Below are 14,494 nucleotides of genomic sequence, written 5' to 3' on the forward strand. Positions count from 1 at the left end.
ACCTATCCTCCCAGTGAGTGTCATGAAAATGCTTTTGAACACCCAATGCTCTAGGCCACCACAAAAAAAACATTTTCTCTATAGCGGACGGCATGGAAACTGTAATCCTAATGACCGCCCGCTACTAAAACCGAGTTATCTTGAATTTGATTGTTAAAACTAATTTGTTGTAGTAGTCCTTTTGAATACTAATGTTTGTGATCGTGACTTCCATGATCAGGTTCGATCTTTCCGGAATATGATTTCCCAGCAATTCGTAGAGCGAGGCGTGCATCCGCATCCTTGGCATGAAGATCTTCATTGAGTTCTTTGTCATTCGATACGAATCGTGACGATTGTCCCTCGGGATCTCCCTTGTCAGGCAAAGCAGTCAACTTGAATTGTTCCCCGCGCCCATCGTGTTTGAGATTGATCAAAATCTCTTTGGAGTCGATGGGAACAACATTTTTTGCGGTACCGTCGAGGATGTAGATTGTGACAGTACTATTCTTCTCATCGTGAATGAATTCGGCGTGGTATTCTTCTTTACCTAACTCGATAAGATGGCCATGGTGTGGGCCGTCACTCGGATGGTCGTGGGCATCAGTCTCAACTGTGGCCGGAGGTAAGTCGGGAACATCTGGATTCTGTGATTTATTGGACTCTGATGAGCAGCCAGAGAAGATTATTGCTAAGAGCAAAAAGGCTGTACTTGAGATCAAATGGTTTCGTATTATCATGAGTTGTCGCCTTTATTAAAGTTAATAAGTTAGAAAAAGCGGGTTCAGAGAAGAGAGTCAGTGACGGATTTTTTAATTTTCACCGCCCTCATAATTCCAAAGCGTATTCTAGTCTCTTGTTATAGGTACGTTTCAGTGCACGTACTTTGTCTCAAATCCACTCGTCTCGAGCCACTTGTCTCAATGGCGAGCAGAATCATGAGTTTTAAGAGTGATCTCTTGCCATTTGGACAACGATAGGTTACATCGAGGACTGCCATGGTCGTACTTCTAAACTTCACAACCGAGTTTTTTCACTGCCTTAATGTGAATGTTAGCCTTCTGGCCATCGTCAAAATGAATCGTCTTCCATTTCTGCAGACGGTAACCAACGATTTCTTTTTCCGCAGCCAATACAGAATTTGCAAACAGACTCGCAGCAATCACCATTGTGATGCCACCAAATAAGGTCTTCTTCAAATTCATCGTAAACATAGTCATTTTCCTTTCAGTTTTGATAGACTAGAAGTTGCTGGAAGTATCTATACATCCCAGTGAAAGTTTCAAATTAAGTGTCGACTTCGGTATCGACAGTTAAGATTTTAAAATATCATGTACAGGCTGTTGACTCTCCAATGATTCTTCCATAAGAGGGATTTCAGTCGTCGTAGATTCTACGATTCGTTCACCTGCCTTGCGTCCGAACGTCCAGAGTAAAGCCGGACGAATGAAGAATTCCAAAATAGTGCTGCTGATCAGCCCACCCAAAATTACAGTAGCAACCGGATAAAGAATTTCCTTGCCTGGTTCCCCGGCGGAGAGAGCAAGTGGTACTAATCCGATGCCTGAGGTCAGTGCCGTCATTAGCACTGGAGCCAGCCGTTCTTGGCCAGCACGAATGATCATTTCTTTCGACCAGGACTCGCCTTCGTAACGGACCAAGTGCAAATAGTGATTCAGTAGCAAAATTCCATTCCGCGATGCAATGCCTCCTAATGAAATGAAGCCTACCATGGCAGCAACTGTCAGGGTTTGCCCGGTGATTAATAGAGCGATTACCGATCCGATAAAGGCCATCGGTAGCGCCATCATCACTTGAAGAGAAAAATTTATCGAGCGAAACATTGTGTAGAGTACCATCAGAACTCCAAACATTGAGACACCGAATAAGATTCCAATAGTACGGCTCGCACTTTTCTCACTTTCGAACTGCCCACCGTATTCGACGAAATAGCCGGACGGCAACGACTCAATGACTGGCTTTTGAGCAAGTTGCATTTCTGCCACGACATCGACCAGTCCACGACCTGTAACGTTACACTGAATGACAATACGACGACGCACGAGTTCACGGTTAATTGTGTTCGGTCCGCTAGATTTATATAGTTTAGCTAATGACGACAGTGGGGTCGTTCCTCCATTCGGCAGATCAATCGACAGCCGCTTGAGTGCTTCCATGTCTTCTCGATATTTTTCATCCATGCGAACAAGTAGATCGAACGTTCGTTGACCAAGCAGGACACTACTCACGACTTCGCCGTTCATCGCCGTGGAGATGTATTCATTTACATACGATGGAGTAAGCCCATACAATTCAAGTTGGTCACGGTCAAGTTGGATGCGGAGTTGCGGAATCTCAACTTGTGGTTCGACGAGCAAATCTGTGACTCCCTCAATTTCGCGCATCACTGCAGCCATTTCCTGGGCCTTTTGTCGGAGGATGTTGAGATCATCTCCATAGATTTTAATACCAACCTGGGCCTTCACACCGGATATCATATGCGAGATAAGATGCGCTAGAGGCTGTTCAACCGTTGTCACGATTCCAGGTATATCCTCCATCGCGTGACGAATATCCTCGATTACGACTTCCCGACCTCGATCAGATTCTGGATCAAAACTGATAATCATTTCGGAGACATTGACGCCTTCAGCATGCTCGTCAAGTTCAGCCCGTCCGGTTCGTCTGGAGAAGGCCTCAACCCCCTCAATCTTCATCAAACGTTCATTTACGGATTTCGCAATCTCATTCGACTTTTTTAATGCTGTACCTGGTGGCAAAACCACATTCAGTTGTGCCACACCTTCATTAAACGGAGGAAGAAAGTCCCGTTCCAGACTCGCCAGTGCTACAAAAGCAACAGCTACACCAGACACGCCGAATAATAACATTATTTTTGCGTAGCGGAGACTTAGAGAAATTGCGCCACCAGCGGCCCATTTCAGAAATCTTAAAAGTGGTCCATCCTTTTCACTCTCCATCAGCTTCGCCCGTGAGAGCAACCAGTAGGACAAGACAGGCGTTAATGTCAGGGATACAAGTAAAGAAGATAGAATCGAAACAATATAAGCTACACCAAGCGGTGCAAAGAGCCTGCCTTCCATGCCTGACAGAGCGAATAGCGGAATAAACACCAGTACGACAATCATTGTTCCGAAAACAATGGAATTGCGGATTTCGACACTCGCCTGAAAGACGACAAGAAGCGGGGGCTTCGGATTCTCCGCATGACGATTTTCACGAAGTCGACGAAAAATATTTTCGACATCAACAATGGCATCGTCGACTAGTTCGCCAATCGCCACAGCTAACCCGCCAAGAGTCATTGTGTTGATGGAAAGCCCGAAAGCAGTGAAGACCAGAGCGGTAATGGCGAGCGAAAGTGGGATTGCGGTCAATGTAATGAACGTCGTTCGAAAATTCATCAGGAACAGAAACAGGATAATGACAACCAGAATGCCGCCGTCTCGGAGCGCCTCGATTACATTCTCAATGGCCCGATCAATGAAGGCCTTCTGCGAGTACAACTCCGGCTGAATACGGATATCGTCCGGCAGTGATGGTTTGAGTTCTTCAAGCGCCTTCATGACCTGATCGGTAACTTCACGCGTGTCTGCGGTGGGCTGCTTGTTTACGGTCAGGACAACAGCCGGACCACCAGAAAACTCACCGTTCTCGTTTCGAATATACGCCGAGCTATCACCACGTTTGACTTGTGGCCCTTCCATGACCTTGGCCACTTGCGAAAGTCGTACTGGTCGCCCCTCGCGCATTATTACCACAACTTTTTTTAAATCATCAATCGTTTGCACGCGTCCAATCGCTCGTACGAGAAATTCATTCGGCCCTTGATCATCAAGATAGCCACCCGTTGCATTCTCGTTACTCTCCGCGCAAGCCCTTTTAACGTCGTGGAGTGTGACACCATATTTCAGTAGCTTGTCGGGGTCAACGAGCACTTGATACTGCATCCGCCCTCCACCCATCGTGAATACCTGGGAAACACCAGGAATGGTGAGCAGTCTTTGTCGAACAACCCAGTCAGCAAGTGTTCGTACCTCCAACGGTGAAGTTTTCTCGTCTTCGCTCCACATACCAATCATGATAATCTGGCCCATGATCGATGAAATGGGGGCTAGTTGAGGTCTTACTCCTTCCGGCATGCGATCCTGCACGAGTTGCAACCGCTCCATTACGATCTGCCGGTCGTTGTAGATATTGGTACCCCAGTCGAATTCGACATAAATCACCGAGATACCGACGCCAGCAGAACTGCGAACTGCTTCGACTCCATTGGCACCATTGATAGCGGTTTCGAGTGGAAATGTGATAAGCGACTCGACTTCTTCGGGTGCCATTCCTGGCGCCTCAGTCATTACAACGACTCGTGGCCGGTTCAGATTTGGAAAAACATCTATATCCATTTGGAGTGTTTGCCATCCACCAAACCCCAGCAGAAATAATGAGAATACAACAACTAGTAAGCGCTGACGTAGAGCAAAGCGAATTATGGAATTTAACATTGTTAGGTCCTCTTAGTGGTTATGTCCGGCATGAGGATCAACGCCACCGCCAGCTTTGTTCTTTAGTGCCACCTGCATTTGATGCGCTCCAGAAAGCGCGATCGCATCACCCGAAAACAGCGAACCATCATTGGCAATAACCACCGAATATTGATCGCTGTATTCAACGTGAACTGGTACACGGTCGAAATGGTCTCCGTTCTCGAGAAATACGTAGAACTCCGCCCCTTCCTGTGCCACAGCATCAATCGGCAACACAATTTTATTTTTCCAGTGCTCTACAGGAACACGGAGTCGCAATCGTTGGCCCGGTTTATATTTCCAATCGATAAAGTAATGACCATCATTGGTTTTTTTATTTCGTTCAATTTCGTTTGTAAGCCCCACGTAGAAGTGCATTGCGCGAGAGGACGGGACTACTTGGTTCGCGACATAGACGAACTTCAATCCATTGATGATCTCTGAATGTAGTTGGTTATCTTCACGAACAGCTGATACAGCTGATTCATTGCGCGCTGCAGCATGTAGTTCGTTACTGTCTTGCTCAAACGCATTTCCTTTGATGTATAGTTCGCTAAAATCCGCAAGAATACACAAAGTCTGCCCCGATTGGACGGACTGCCCTTTAATAATTTGCAAGTCCTGTACCACAAATGAGGACGTTTGCTTCTTTGATTTCTGGTTGCTATCTTGTGAAATATCAGAGACTTGTCTAAGGAGAGGTTCAGGTAACTGTAATTCGTTACCCTGCCCACTAGCAGGAGCATACACTAAGAGTTCGCGAATTAATTTTCGCTTTGATTCAATTTGAGAAATTTGAGTCTCTGATAGTCCATGTAGTAAGAGAGCTTCTTTCTGTGCGCTTAATATGGCATTTAATTTTTGTCTTGCATATTCTCGTTCCAAAATTACCTTCCCAGCCACGATGCCAGATGTGATCTTCTCTAAACGAGCGATTTCACGGTTTTCAACTTCTAATTCACCTATTGTTTGTAAGAATTTTGTTTGAGCCTGGACGAGATCTTCATGTGTGAGACGAATTTTAAACATTAACATTCCAGAACGAATGGCTTCTCCTTCAATGATGTGTATCTGAGTTACGATACCAGTCATGGGAGCGGTAATATGGATTCGTGTCCGTCCAGGACGTTCAACGATCATCGCTGGAATGTTCAAGGTTCGTTCATAGGTCTGCAACGCGACTTCACCAACAATCAATCCAATATTACGCCGCGCCTGCTCAGAGAGCTCCAAAGACGTTGAGTCCTCATGCGCATGACTAGGATCACCGTGGTTGTGACCACTGTGGCCGATGTCTTCTCCCTGGCTACCAGCAAGATTTTCGCCTGATTGTTTATTGATTAGTGAGAATTTTTGCTTGACGAGTGGAAGCCAAGTGTCACGAACACCCCAGCAAATTCCCGATATGAGGAGTACAGCTATTAAGCCGTACCATTTGAGCGAAATATCGCTTAATTGAAATCGCATGATACTATCCCGCGCTATCAGCGCAACAGAACACCATTTAGGTGAAAAGATACTAGGAAAGAAGAACGGACTTAGGTGCCAAGTGACACGCAAATTGCGCAGAAGAACTGTGACCCGGTCAGTTTACAGTTGAGAAGAGGCGTAGACCGCCTAGACCAGCCAGACCTGTTTGCGCAAGCGCATACTGGTGGATATTGAGTTAACCGGAATATCTCGACGGTACTCAATGCGTGTGGTAGATACATTGATAGAAGTGACTATCGGTGCAACTTCAAGTGAAGTTGCTTTTACCAATGCAGTTAATTCAATAGGAGATGAGCTTACATATGTACAAGAGCTTTCCTCACATGGAATATGGTCGTGCTCGTGATTCTCTGGGTTATTGTGTGAGGAGTTGCTAGCTATTGTATCAGTGTGATTGTGCGAAACCCAAGCTGTTGCGTGCATAGACAAACAAAGTGAAGTAAGCTGAGAACTCTCTTTATGCTCATGGTGAGGTATGTCATTGTGTGCATGCGTATGATGATAGCAACAACCAAGCAATGCATGAAACACTATGGATAAAGCAGCTAAAGTGCTTAACATACTGTTTGCCATGATTCTTGGGTACCTTTGAAGATATGCTATATTTATTATTAATAACAAGCAAGTAATTATTGCATATTGACAGTTTTAGGTCAATCTCTAAATTTATTTATAATATAATTACAGCTAGAAGTAAATGTGTTGTTGATCTTGCCCCCAACCTTGTACCAGTTGGAATGTTAGAAATCCAAGTTTTAATCATCCCTGGCGCGCCAGGGATGATTTTTTCGCAGTGCGTCAGGCATGACGCGCAGCGTCACGACCTGACGCTGTCAACCGGTAAGCGAAAGCGATCCGGGAAGTGACTTGTCGGGTGTAAGTCCCGATGGAGGCCTTGATGACAGGAACTCTTAGCCGAACTGCAAGGGTGTCCACCGCGAGGTGGAATCTGAAGGAAGCAGCAGGCAAACTCCTGGCCCGAGGAACACGAATCACATATGAGGCGCCGGTTGGATGGGCGAGAGGGCTGTAAGACTCGAAGCCCGATGTCATCTGGATCGAATCGGCGTATATGTGGCGGGTATATGGGAGGAAAGTCACGCGTCTTACCCTGAGAGATCTGAAACGGTGCCGTCTGGCTAGTGCCTCTGCAAGGAGTCGCGATGCCGTTTCAGAAGTCAGCCGAGGCCATAGTAGCGCTGTATTGAGTGGCGTGAAGGGCCGAACCTTTTAACCTGTTTGATGCAGAAATTTCGATGTCCGATAACAGACGCAGACCGAAGGCTGAGATGCCTGAGCAACGATCGAGAGCAGGCGGCGGAACCGCCCAGGGTAAGTCGTCTGCGCGTCAAACGGACTCGGCAAGGACTGATCCCATCAGACTACCAGCGTTCTTTACTTTAGAGGAGGTACTCAGTCGAGAAAACATGTTGACTGCTTACCGGCGTGTGGTTCGTAATCAGGGAGCCCCCGGCGTCGACGGTGTGACCGTTGATCAACTGTGGGATCGCTGTTGCCAGCGCTGGGAAGCGATTCGGGAGGAACTGCTCAGCGGAACTTATCGTCCTGATCCCGTTCGGAAGGTGGAAATCCCCAAACCGGGAGGGAAAGGGATGCGGATGCTGGGCATACCAACGGTCATGGACCGACTGATCCAACAGGCACTGTTGCAGGTGCTAACGCGGTTATATGATCCCACGTTCTCGGAAAGCAGCTTCGGCTTCCGTCCGGGTCGTAGCGCCCATCAGGCGCTGGATCGAGCCAAAGCGCACATTGCAGCCGGCCAACGTTGGGTTGTCGACCTGGATCTGGAAAAGTTCTTTGACCGCGTGAACCATGATGTACTGATGGGACGTCTGGCACAACGGATCAAGGATCGACGCATCCTGAAACTGATTCGAGCCTATTTACAGGCAGGGATCATGGAAGGGGGCGTCGTCAGCCCACGCAGCGAAGGAACCCCCGATAACTCCACCGGGGTCTGATTTCCCAGTGAGCTGTGCGGGCGGTTTTCGTTGTAGTCCAGCCGCCACTGGTCAACTTGTTCCTGAGCGTCTGTCAGGCTTAAAAACCAATGCTGGTTTAAACATTCCTGACGAACCCGCCCGTTGAACGATTCAATATACGCATTATCGGTCGGTTTTCCCAGCCGACTGAAATCCAGAGTAACGTTGTTGAAGTAAGCCCATCAGTCCAAACTCTTTGAAATGAACTCGGGCCCGTTATCCACACGGATTGACTGAGGACAGTCTCGAGCCGCTTTGACGCGATCCAGAGCTGCCACCACATCATCTCCAGTCAGCCGTGTTCCCACCTGAATGGCCAGACTCTCACGACTAGTGTAGTGATTTAAAATTGTGGGAACTTATTTGGTAGAGTTGTCGTCTGATTTTCCAGATAAGGAGAATTGAGACGTGCGTATTGCAATTGCTGTCACATTGACAGCTGCAGAACGAATATTGCTGACTACGTGGTCGCGGGGGCGGAGCACGCCAGCCCGACTGGTACTGCGAGCCAAGATGATTCTCGCGGCAGCTCAAGGTCGCGAGAATAAAGACATTGCAGTGGAACTCGGTTGTACCAGGCGAACTGTCGGTACGTGGCAAAATCGATTTGCCGAGAAACGAATGGTGGGGATTGAAGCAGACGCCCCCCGAGTTGGACCTGCATTTAATTGTGGACAACTACGCCATTCACAAGCACCCCAAGGTGCAGAACTGGCTGAAGCGTCACAAGCGATTTTACATTCACTTCACACCGACAAGCAGTTTGTGGCTGAACGTCATCGAACGCTGGTTCCGCGACATTACCCAGGACCGTATCCGGAATGGCGTGTTCAAAAGCGTCTCGCAACTGGAGCAGGCGATATGATCGGAAGATCTACAAACATCGCAACCAGATCGAACGGTTCTTAGGGAGAATCAAACGCTGTCGACGTGTGGCCACTCGCTACGAGGAAAAAGCCACCAACTTCGCCGGCTTTATCTGACTGTCAGCATTCGTTACAGATATCATCCGAATGTCCGTACTATCTAGGGCTGCGGTCGTTTCGTGCTTTACCCAGGATGGCGGTACAAGACCGTTGTCGCGGTACCAAGTCGAAGTATCACGTCGCAGCGCGGCAACCATAGTGGGCAGCGTTTCACGCAATGAACGGCTAGGTTGCCAGCCCAGTGCATCGCTCGCACGGGTGATGACAAGCGCATAGTGATCGTCCGCCAAGTCAACCATCCACGGCTTGATGAAAGGCTCCTCCGCGAACGGCATGTGATCTTGAAATCACGCACCCGTCTTGGCAACCGACTTCGGGATCACGGTCGTTTCCCAAGGCTCACCATGAATCAATCGTCCGAATTCTGACTGCGATTCCGTGCAACCGAGCGTTTTCGGTTCTCCGATAAGAAACACTGATTCATCTGATAATTACTCGCGACGGTCGATGCATCGGTAGACGGCGTCGACGACGTCGTCTAAATGAACGAATGCTTGACCGCGGGATGGATCTCCTGGATAGACTCGACTTGTCAACTTCCGCTTGTAGATCCGCGCTATCTGATTTGCCAAGGGAATTGAATGGCAATCGTCGTCATAGACACCGGCGATTCTGAGATTGATAGACTTGATCGCACACCGATTCTTAGAAATGACCTGCTCGGTAGCGACCTTCGACTTGGGATAGTCCCACTTGGGATCAAGCGGCCAATCTTCATCGATCCGCTCGCCCGGCTCGCAGGGAGCATGAACCAACATCGTGCTGGAGAAGATGAATTGGTCCACTTCAAACTCACGCAATGCACGAAGCAGTCTCTCCGTTCCGCGAACTGTGACTTCTTCATACTTCGGACTCGGATCTCCCGAGAAGTCGTAGTACGCAGCATAGTATTAGTGTACGACCGACGCAATTTTTGTTCCGTATCCTTCACGAACGCGATGTATTCCTGCGTCGATACTCTCATCGTTCGTCAGGTCAACACAGACGTATTCCGCCTCCGTCGGCGGATGCGGATCACCTGCACGGTCAAATCCGATCACCTGGAAACGCTCAGCAAGCCGCTTAACCGTCGCCGATCCAAGCCGCCCGCTACTTCCCGTGATTAAGATGATCTCTTTCTTAGTTTTCATCACAGTTTTTCCGGTTTAGAATAGTCACTAATTAGCCACTTCGCCCGCCAAAGAGAGTCCGCACAGTCTTTCGGCCACCCAAGGACGGTATGTAAACAAACGCACTGCCAACTCGTCGCTACACTGCTGCGGTGAAAAGTGGCAGTGGTGCTTTGCCTGACGCGACACGGCTACTGTGTTTTTGTCTTGCCATTCGGCTCCTTCGTATTTTTCTTCATCTTTCCTTTCATCATGCCTTCCATCTTCTTCTTGCACATGGGGCACATCATGCCAGATTCACTATCGTCCATCTTCTTGGCTCTCATCATTGCGATCTCCATCATTGACATTGCCTTGCCAGACGACTTGCCAAGCATTGACCGCTGATCTTCGGTTAACACTTCCGCTGCCTTACTCTGAGCTTCCTGGGTAATAGCTCTCAGTTTCTGCTGTTGCTCATCTGTCAATTTCAACTCACTCGCTCTAGCCATCAGCAACGGCGGACTGTCAGCGGTCAAACTGATTCCCTTCAGGCCAGTCATCATGGGGCATTCCATCGACATTTTCTTGTCGTTCTGGCCACCTGCTTTCGAGTTGTTCTGCCCAAGTGCAGGCGATTGCAACGAGACAGCAAGCAGTGAGAGGAGAATGCCTCCAGCGCCTGCACAGATGCTGAACCGTGATCGAAAAATAGTATTGGTCTTCATAGCGTTTTTCCTTGTTCATGGGAGATAACGAAACTCCGCGCGTCGACGCAGAGCAAACTTCAGAATCAGTCGATGTTCCTCGCTTCTCGTCGATGTAGCTGCAAGTCACATACCGTACTGGGGTATTTTGAAGCGCAACGCTGAATCGACTGCAAATGAGCAGCTTTCGCGAAAGCTGCTGTACGTAATGGGCTTGCAAAGTGCGCATCCAGCGACCATTGCGGTTCGAGAACAGCCAGCGGCACGACTCATAAAGCAACGTTGTGCCTGATTCAACCTTTTTCCGCAGTGTGATCGATGTCTCGCAGATCTGTCCACGATTCCCAGATGGCGTAAATGGCAGGATAGATCAGCAGCTCTAACACAAATGACGTCACGACCCCACCGACCATCGGGGCGGCAATACGTTTCATGACGTCGGCGCCTGAGCCTGTGGACCACATGATCGGCAACAATCCCATCAAGATCGCCATAACCGTCATCATCTTTGGTCGCATTTGGTCGCATTTGGTCGCATTTGGTCGCATTTGGTCGCACGCGCTACACCGCGCCTTCCATGACTGCGTGTTCAGTGTCGTCAAATCTATGTATCCGCCCTTCGTCTTTCCATTTGTGGTATGCCACATCTAAGTACAACAACATCACGACTCCGGTTTCTGCATCGACACCCGCAAGCGCAATGATGCCAACCCACACGGCAACGCTCATGTTATAGCCAAGCATATAGATCAGCAAGAAAGAGCCAATCAACGAAAAAGGCACTGCAAGTAACACAATTGATAACTTGACAATGGAAGGTTCCGCGACGTTCATCCTTCTGCCGAAGTGGGCGGCGGCACTCGAGGCGGTCCCGCCTGGCGTCGTCCTGCACGTCGATTTCAAGGGGCTAAGCTACATCGATCACGCCTGCCTGGCATTGCTGATGAATTGGAAGAAGCAACATGAAGTGACAGGTGGGGCACTTATTCTGGATTGGGAAACGCTGCGTGCAAGATTCCATCACGCGCGCCCTCGTCCGCGACAAACATGTATTATAAGGCAAGACGCTCCCAATGCGGACGGCAATAGCCGCGAGCAACGAGGGGCGGCCTAATCATACCTTGCCCTTTTTGTACATTCGTGATAGTATACGTGCGATGGCGTGGATTGGGTCCGACAACTTCTTCAACCCAGCCTGAAGGACAAAACCGGTGTGGAAACTAGGATGAGTGCAAAGACGCTGATTGAGATTGGTCTGGTCCTACCGGTAATTCCAGATGCCCGTGACGCGTGCGTCCTGCGCCTAACAGAATTGCTGACAGCAAAAGAAGGAATTGAGACCGCACATGTCAAAAACACGATCGGCATGGGGCAGGATCAAATCTGTATCCATTTTGATCCCAACCGCATTTCCCTCGGCGAGGTGCGGGCGCTGGCCAAACGGGCAGGAGCAGATCTTGACCAGCGGTTCGGACACTTTTTGCTCAATTCAAAACCGATGCATGCCCGTCAGGCTCGCACGGCCGAGGCACGGGCGAATCAAATCCAAGGCGTGCTGGAAGCCGCGGTCTCCCCGGCCGGCGTGCTGCGCATTGAGTTTGACCGCCGATCTACCGACGAAGAGGCCATCCGAATCGCGGTAGCGAAAATCGGTGTGCAAACTGTTGAAAAGAGAGTACAGAAGGCGACACACGGCGAACTAACGGAAGCCGATGACCGACCTGTCGCGAAAGAACACGATCACGAACATGATGGCCTATTGGGTGAAAGAACGGAGTTGGGATTTGCCGCGCTTTGCGGCGGGCTGCTGCTCATCGGATGGCTGCTATCGTTCGCTGCTGTGAATCAATGGGCACCGTGGAGCCTATTCTTGGCCGCTTACTTCTTCGGCGGCTTTTTTACGTTTCGCGAAGCAATTGAGAATATTCGTGCTGGCCGTTTTGAGATCGACTTCCTGATGCTGGTGGCGGCCATCGGCGCGGCTACGCTCGGAGAATGGTTTGAGGGCGCTTTGCTGCTATTTCTCTTCAGCCTCGGTCACTCACTCGAACATTATGCCATGGGCCGGGCTAAGAGGGCCATTGAAGCCCTCGCCGAACTTGCTCCTCAAACCGCACTGGTCCGCCGTGAAGGCAGCACCCAAGAATTACCCGTGGAGCAACTCCAGGTCGGGGACGTAGTGATTGTCAAACCCAATGAACGTATTCCCGTCGACGGATTTGTCGTCAAGGGGCAGAGCAGCGTCAATCAGGCCCCGATTACCGGCGAGAGCGTCCCTGTGGATAAACAGGCCGTCGATAATCTGCAAGAGGCGACGGAGAATGCCGACCGGCTCGACGCCCGATATCGCGCCTTCGCCGGCACCATCAATGGAAGTGGCGCTCTGGAGATTCAGGTGACCAAGATCGCCGGTGAATCCACGCTGGCCCGCGTCGTACAAATGGTGAATGAGGCCGAGACCCAAAAGTCGCCCACGCAACTGTTCACCGACAAATTCGAGCGTTACTTCGTTCCGGCAGCATTGACGTTGGTTGTCTTGCTATTATTCGCCTGGACAATAATCGACGAGCCATTCACCAAATCTTTCTATCGCGCGATGGCGGTGTTGGTGGCGGCTAGTCCCTGCGCTCTGGCAATTTCGACCCCAAGCGCGGTTCTCAGCGGCATCTCGCGCGCGGCTCGGGGCGGAGTGCTCGTCAAAGGCGGTGGTCCGCTGGAGAATCTGGGAAGGCTCCACGCCATCGCCTTCGACAAGACCGGCACGTTGACCGAAGGCAAGCCATGGCTAACCAACGTTGTGAGTTCAGATGGCGTCGCCGAGGATGAGTTGTTGCAGGTTGCCATCGCCGTGGAAGAACTCAGTGACCATCCCCTTGCCGCCGCGGTCGTACGTGGTGGACGCGAACGCCTCGACAGCGAATCGGTGATTCAGGCCCACGATTTACAATCCATCACGGGGCGTGGCGTCAAAGCCAACATCAACGGCGAGGCGGTGTACATTGGCAAAGACGACTTGTTTGGAGAAGTTGATGGACCGCCGCTTCCTGAAGAGCTGCGGGAGCGAGTCGAAGCACTGGAAGCTGACGGCCGCACGACGATGATCGTGCGTCGCGGTGATACCTACCTTGGTGTTTTGGGTCTGATGGATACGCCGCGAGAAGCGGCCAAGAACGTGATTGCCCGCCTGCGAGAGCTTGGCATCCAGCGGATGATCATACTTTCTGGCGACAATCAACAGGTCGCCGATGCCGTCGCCAATGAAGTTGGAATCGACGAAGCCTGGGGGGACTTGATGCCGGACGACAAAGTCGAGGCGATCAAGAAGCTCAGCAAGCAAGAGGGCGTGGCGATGGTCGGCGACGGCGTAAACGATGCGCCCGCAATGGCAAATGCGACGGTTGGCATCGCAATGGGTGCGGCCGGTTCGGACATTGCTCTGGAAACTGCGGATGTCGCGTTGATGGCGGACGACCTGAATCACCTCCCCTTCGCGGTCGGGTTGAGCCGTCAAACAAGCCGAATCATTCGACAGAACCTGTGGTTCAGTCTTGGTATGGTGGCGTTCCTGATCCCCGCGACAATCCTCGGACTGCAAATGGGCGCCGCAGTCCTGTTCCACGAAGGTTCAACGCTGCTTGTGGTTTTTAACGCCCTGCGACTCTTGACCTATCGAGCCAAGTGAACGAAGAATTC

At 50.2% G+C, this 14,494-nt stretch carries 7 protein-coding genes and 6 pseudogenes; 5 read left to right on the plus strand and 8 right to left on the minus strand.

Annotated elements, in window-relative coordinates:
* Nucleotides 1-188: 188 nt before the first annotated feature.
* The 4 genes from HG66A1_RS25500 to HG66A1_RS25515 all read right to left on the minus strand — a co-directional run bounded on the left by HG66A1_RS25500 (nucleotide 189) and on the right by HG66A1_RS25515 (nucleotide 5,990).
* Entirely contained in the window at nucleotides 189-719 is a 531-nt protein-coding gene (locus HG66A1_RS25500) for a hypothetical protein (RefSeq protein ID WP_145190882.1), read from the minus strand.
* A 270-nt stretch (nucleotides 720-989) separates the two neighbouring features.
* Entirely contained in the window at nucleotides 990-1,193 is a 204-nt protein-coding gene (locus HG66A1_RS25505; RefSeq protein WP_145190885.1) for a hypothetical protein, read from the minus strand.
* Nucleotides 1,194-1,292: 99 nt separating this feature from the next.
* Nucleotides 1,293-4,502 carry an efflux RND transporter permease subunit gene (locus HG66A1_RS25510; RefSeq protein ID WP_145190888.1) on the minus strand — a complete coding sequence of 1,070 codons (3,210 nt, stop codon included), beginning with the start codon at nucleotides 4,500-4,502 and terminating at the stop codon, nucleotides 1,293-1,295.
* A 12-nt stretch (nucleotides 4,503-4,514) separates the two neighbouring features.
* Nucleotides 4,515-5,990 (minus strand): efflux RND transporter periplasmic adaptor subunit, encoded by a 1,476-nt coding sequence (locus HG66A1_RS25515; protein WP_145190890.1) that lies wholly within the window; start codon nucleotides 5,988-5,990, stop codon nucleotides 4,515-4,517.
* 1,451 nt (nucleotides 5,991-7,441) lie between these two features.
* Between HG66A1_RS25515 and HG66A1_RS25525 the strand changes: the two are divergent.
* A pseudogene (locus HG66A1_RS25525) lies at nucleotides 7,442-7,978 on the plus strand (reverse transcriptase domain-containing protein); the annotation flags it as partial.
* On the opposite strand, the pseudogene HG66A1_RS25530 reads toward HG66A1_RS25525, so the two are convergent.
* Nucleotides 7,918-8,310, minus strand: a pseudogene (locus tag HG66A1_RS25530) (integrase core domain-containing protein); the annotation flags it as partial. The pseudogenes HG66A1_RS25525 and HG66A1_RS25530 overlap by 61 nt on opposite strands.
* 223 nt (nucleotides 8,311-8,533) lie before the next feature.
* Here HG66A1_RS25530 and HG66A1_RS32885 point away from each other — a divergent pair.
* Together HG66A1_RS32885 and HG66A1_RS32185 are read left to right on the plus strand one after the other, a co-directional pair.
* A pseudogene (locus HG66A1_RS32885) lies at nucleotides 8,534-8,590 on the plus strand (hypothetical protein); the annotation flags it as partial.
* Between the two features lie 64 nt (nucleotides 8,591-8,654).
* Nucleotides 8,655-8,882: pseudogene (locus HG66A1_RS32185) on the plus strand (transposase); the annotation flags it as partial.
* Nucleotides 8,883-9,437: 555 nt separating this feature from the next.
* Here HG66A1_RS32185 and HG66A1_RS32545 read toward each other — a convergent pair.
* The 3 genes and pseudogenes from HG66A1_RS32545 to HG66A1_RS32730 all read right to left on the minus strand — a co-directional run.
* A pseudogene (locus tag HG66A1_RS32545) lies at nucleotides 9,438-10,136 on the minus strand (NAD-dependent epimerase/dehydratase family protein).
* Between the two features lie 170 nt (nucleotides 10,137-10,306).
* Nucleotides 10,307-10,822 (minus strand): hypothetical protein, encoded by a 516-nt coding sequence (locus tag HG66A1_RS25550; protein ID WP_145190906.1) that lies wholly within the window; start codon nucleotides 10,820-10,822, stop codon nucleotides 10,307-10,309.
* A 272-nt stretch (nucleotides 10,823-11,094) separates the two neighbouring features.
* A pseudogene (locus HG66A1_RS32730) lies at nucleotides 11,095-11,617 on the minus strand (efflux RND transporter permease subunit); the annotation flags it as partial.
* Here HG66A1_RS32730 and HG66A1_RS32890 point away from each other — a divergent pair.
* Together HG66A1_RS32890 and HG66A1_RS25565 are read left to right on the plus strand one after the other, a co-directional pair.
* A complete protein-coding gene (locus HG66A1_RS32890) occupies nucleotides 11,613-11,915 on the plus strand; it encodes an STAS domain-containing protein (RefSeq protein WP_145190909.1) in 303 nt (100 codons plus the stop codon). The pseudogene HG66A1_RS32730 and the gene HG66A1_RS32890 overlap by 5 nt on opposite strands.
* A gap of 111 nt (nucleotides 11,916-12,026) precedes the next feature.
* The gene (locus HG66A1_RS25565; protein WP_145190912.1) at nucleotides 12,027-14,483 is read left to right on the plus strand and encodes a heavy metal translocating P-type ATPase; all 2,457 of its coding nucleotides are present in this window, start codon (nucleotides 12,027-12,029) and stop codon (nucleotides 14,481-14,483) included.
* Nucleotides 14,484-14,494 lie beyond the last annotated feature (11 nt).

The organism is Gimesia chilikensis (assembly GCF_007744075.1).
GTDB classification, from domain to species: Bacteria; Planctomycetota; Planctomycetia; order Planctomycetales; family Planctomycetaceae; genus Gimesia; species Gimesia chilikensis_A.

What these genes read in the sequence shown, in the direction of transcription:
- HG66A1_RS25505 (WP_145190885.1), bottom strand. Translation starts at nt 1,193, where the DNA reads ATGTTTACGATGAATTTGAAGAAGACCTTATTTGGTGGCATCACAATG.
- HG66A1_RS32890 (WP_145190909.1), top strand. Translation starts at nt 11,613, where the DNA reads ATGGAAGGTTCCGCGACGTTCATCCTTCTGCCGAAGTGGGCGGCGGCA.
- HG66A1_RS25550 (WP_145190906.1), bottom strand. Translation starts at nt 10,822, where the DNA reads ATGAAGACCAATACTATTTTTCGATCACGGTTCAGCATCTGTGCAGGC.
- HG66A1_RS25515 (WP_145190890.1), bottom strand. Translation starts at nt 5,990, where the DNA reads ATGCGATTTCAATTAAGCGATATTTCGCTCAAATGGTACGGCTTAATA.
- HG66A1_RS25510 (WP_145190888.1), bottom strand. Translation starts at nt 4,502, where the DNA reads ATGTTAAATTCCATAATTCGCTTTGCTCTACGTCAGCGCTTACTAGTT.
- HG66A1_RS25500 (WP_145190882.1), bottom strand. Translation starts at nt 719, where the DNA reads ATGATAATACGAAACCATTTGATCTCAAGTACAGCCTTTTTGCTCTTA.
- HG66A1_RS25565 (WP_145190912.1), top strand. Translation starts at nt 12,027, where the DNA reads ATGAGTGCAAAGACGCTGATTGAGATTGGTCTGGTCCTACCGGTAATT.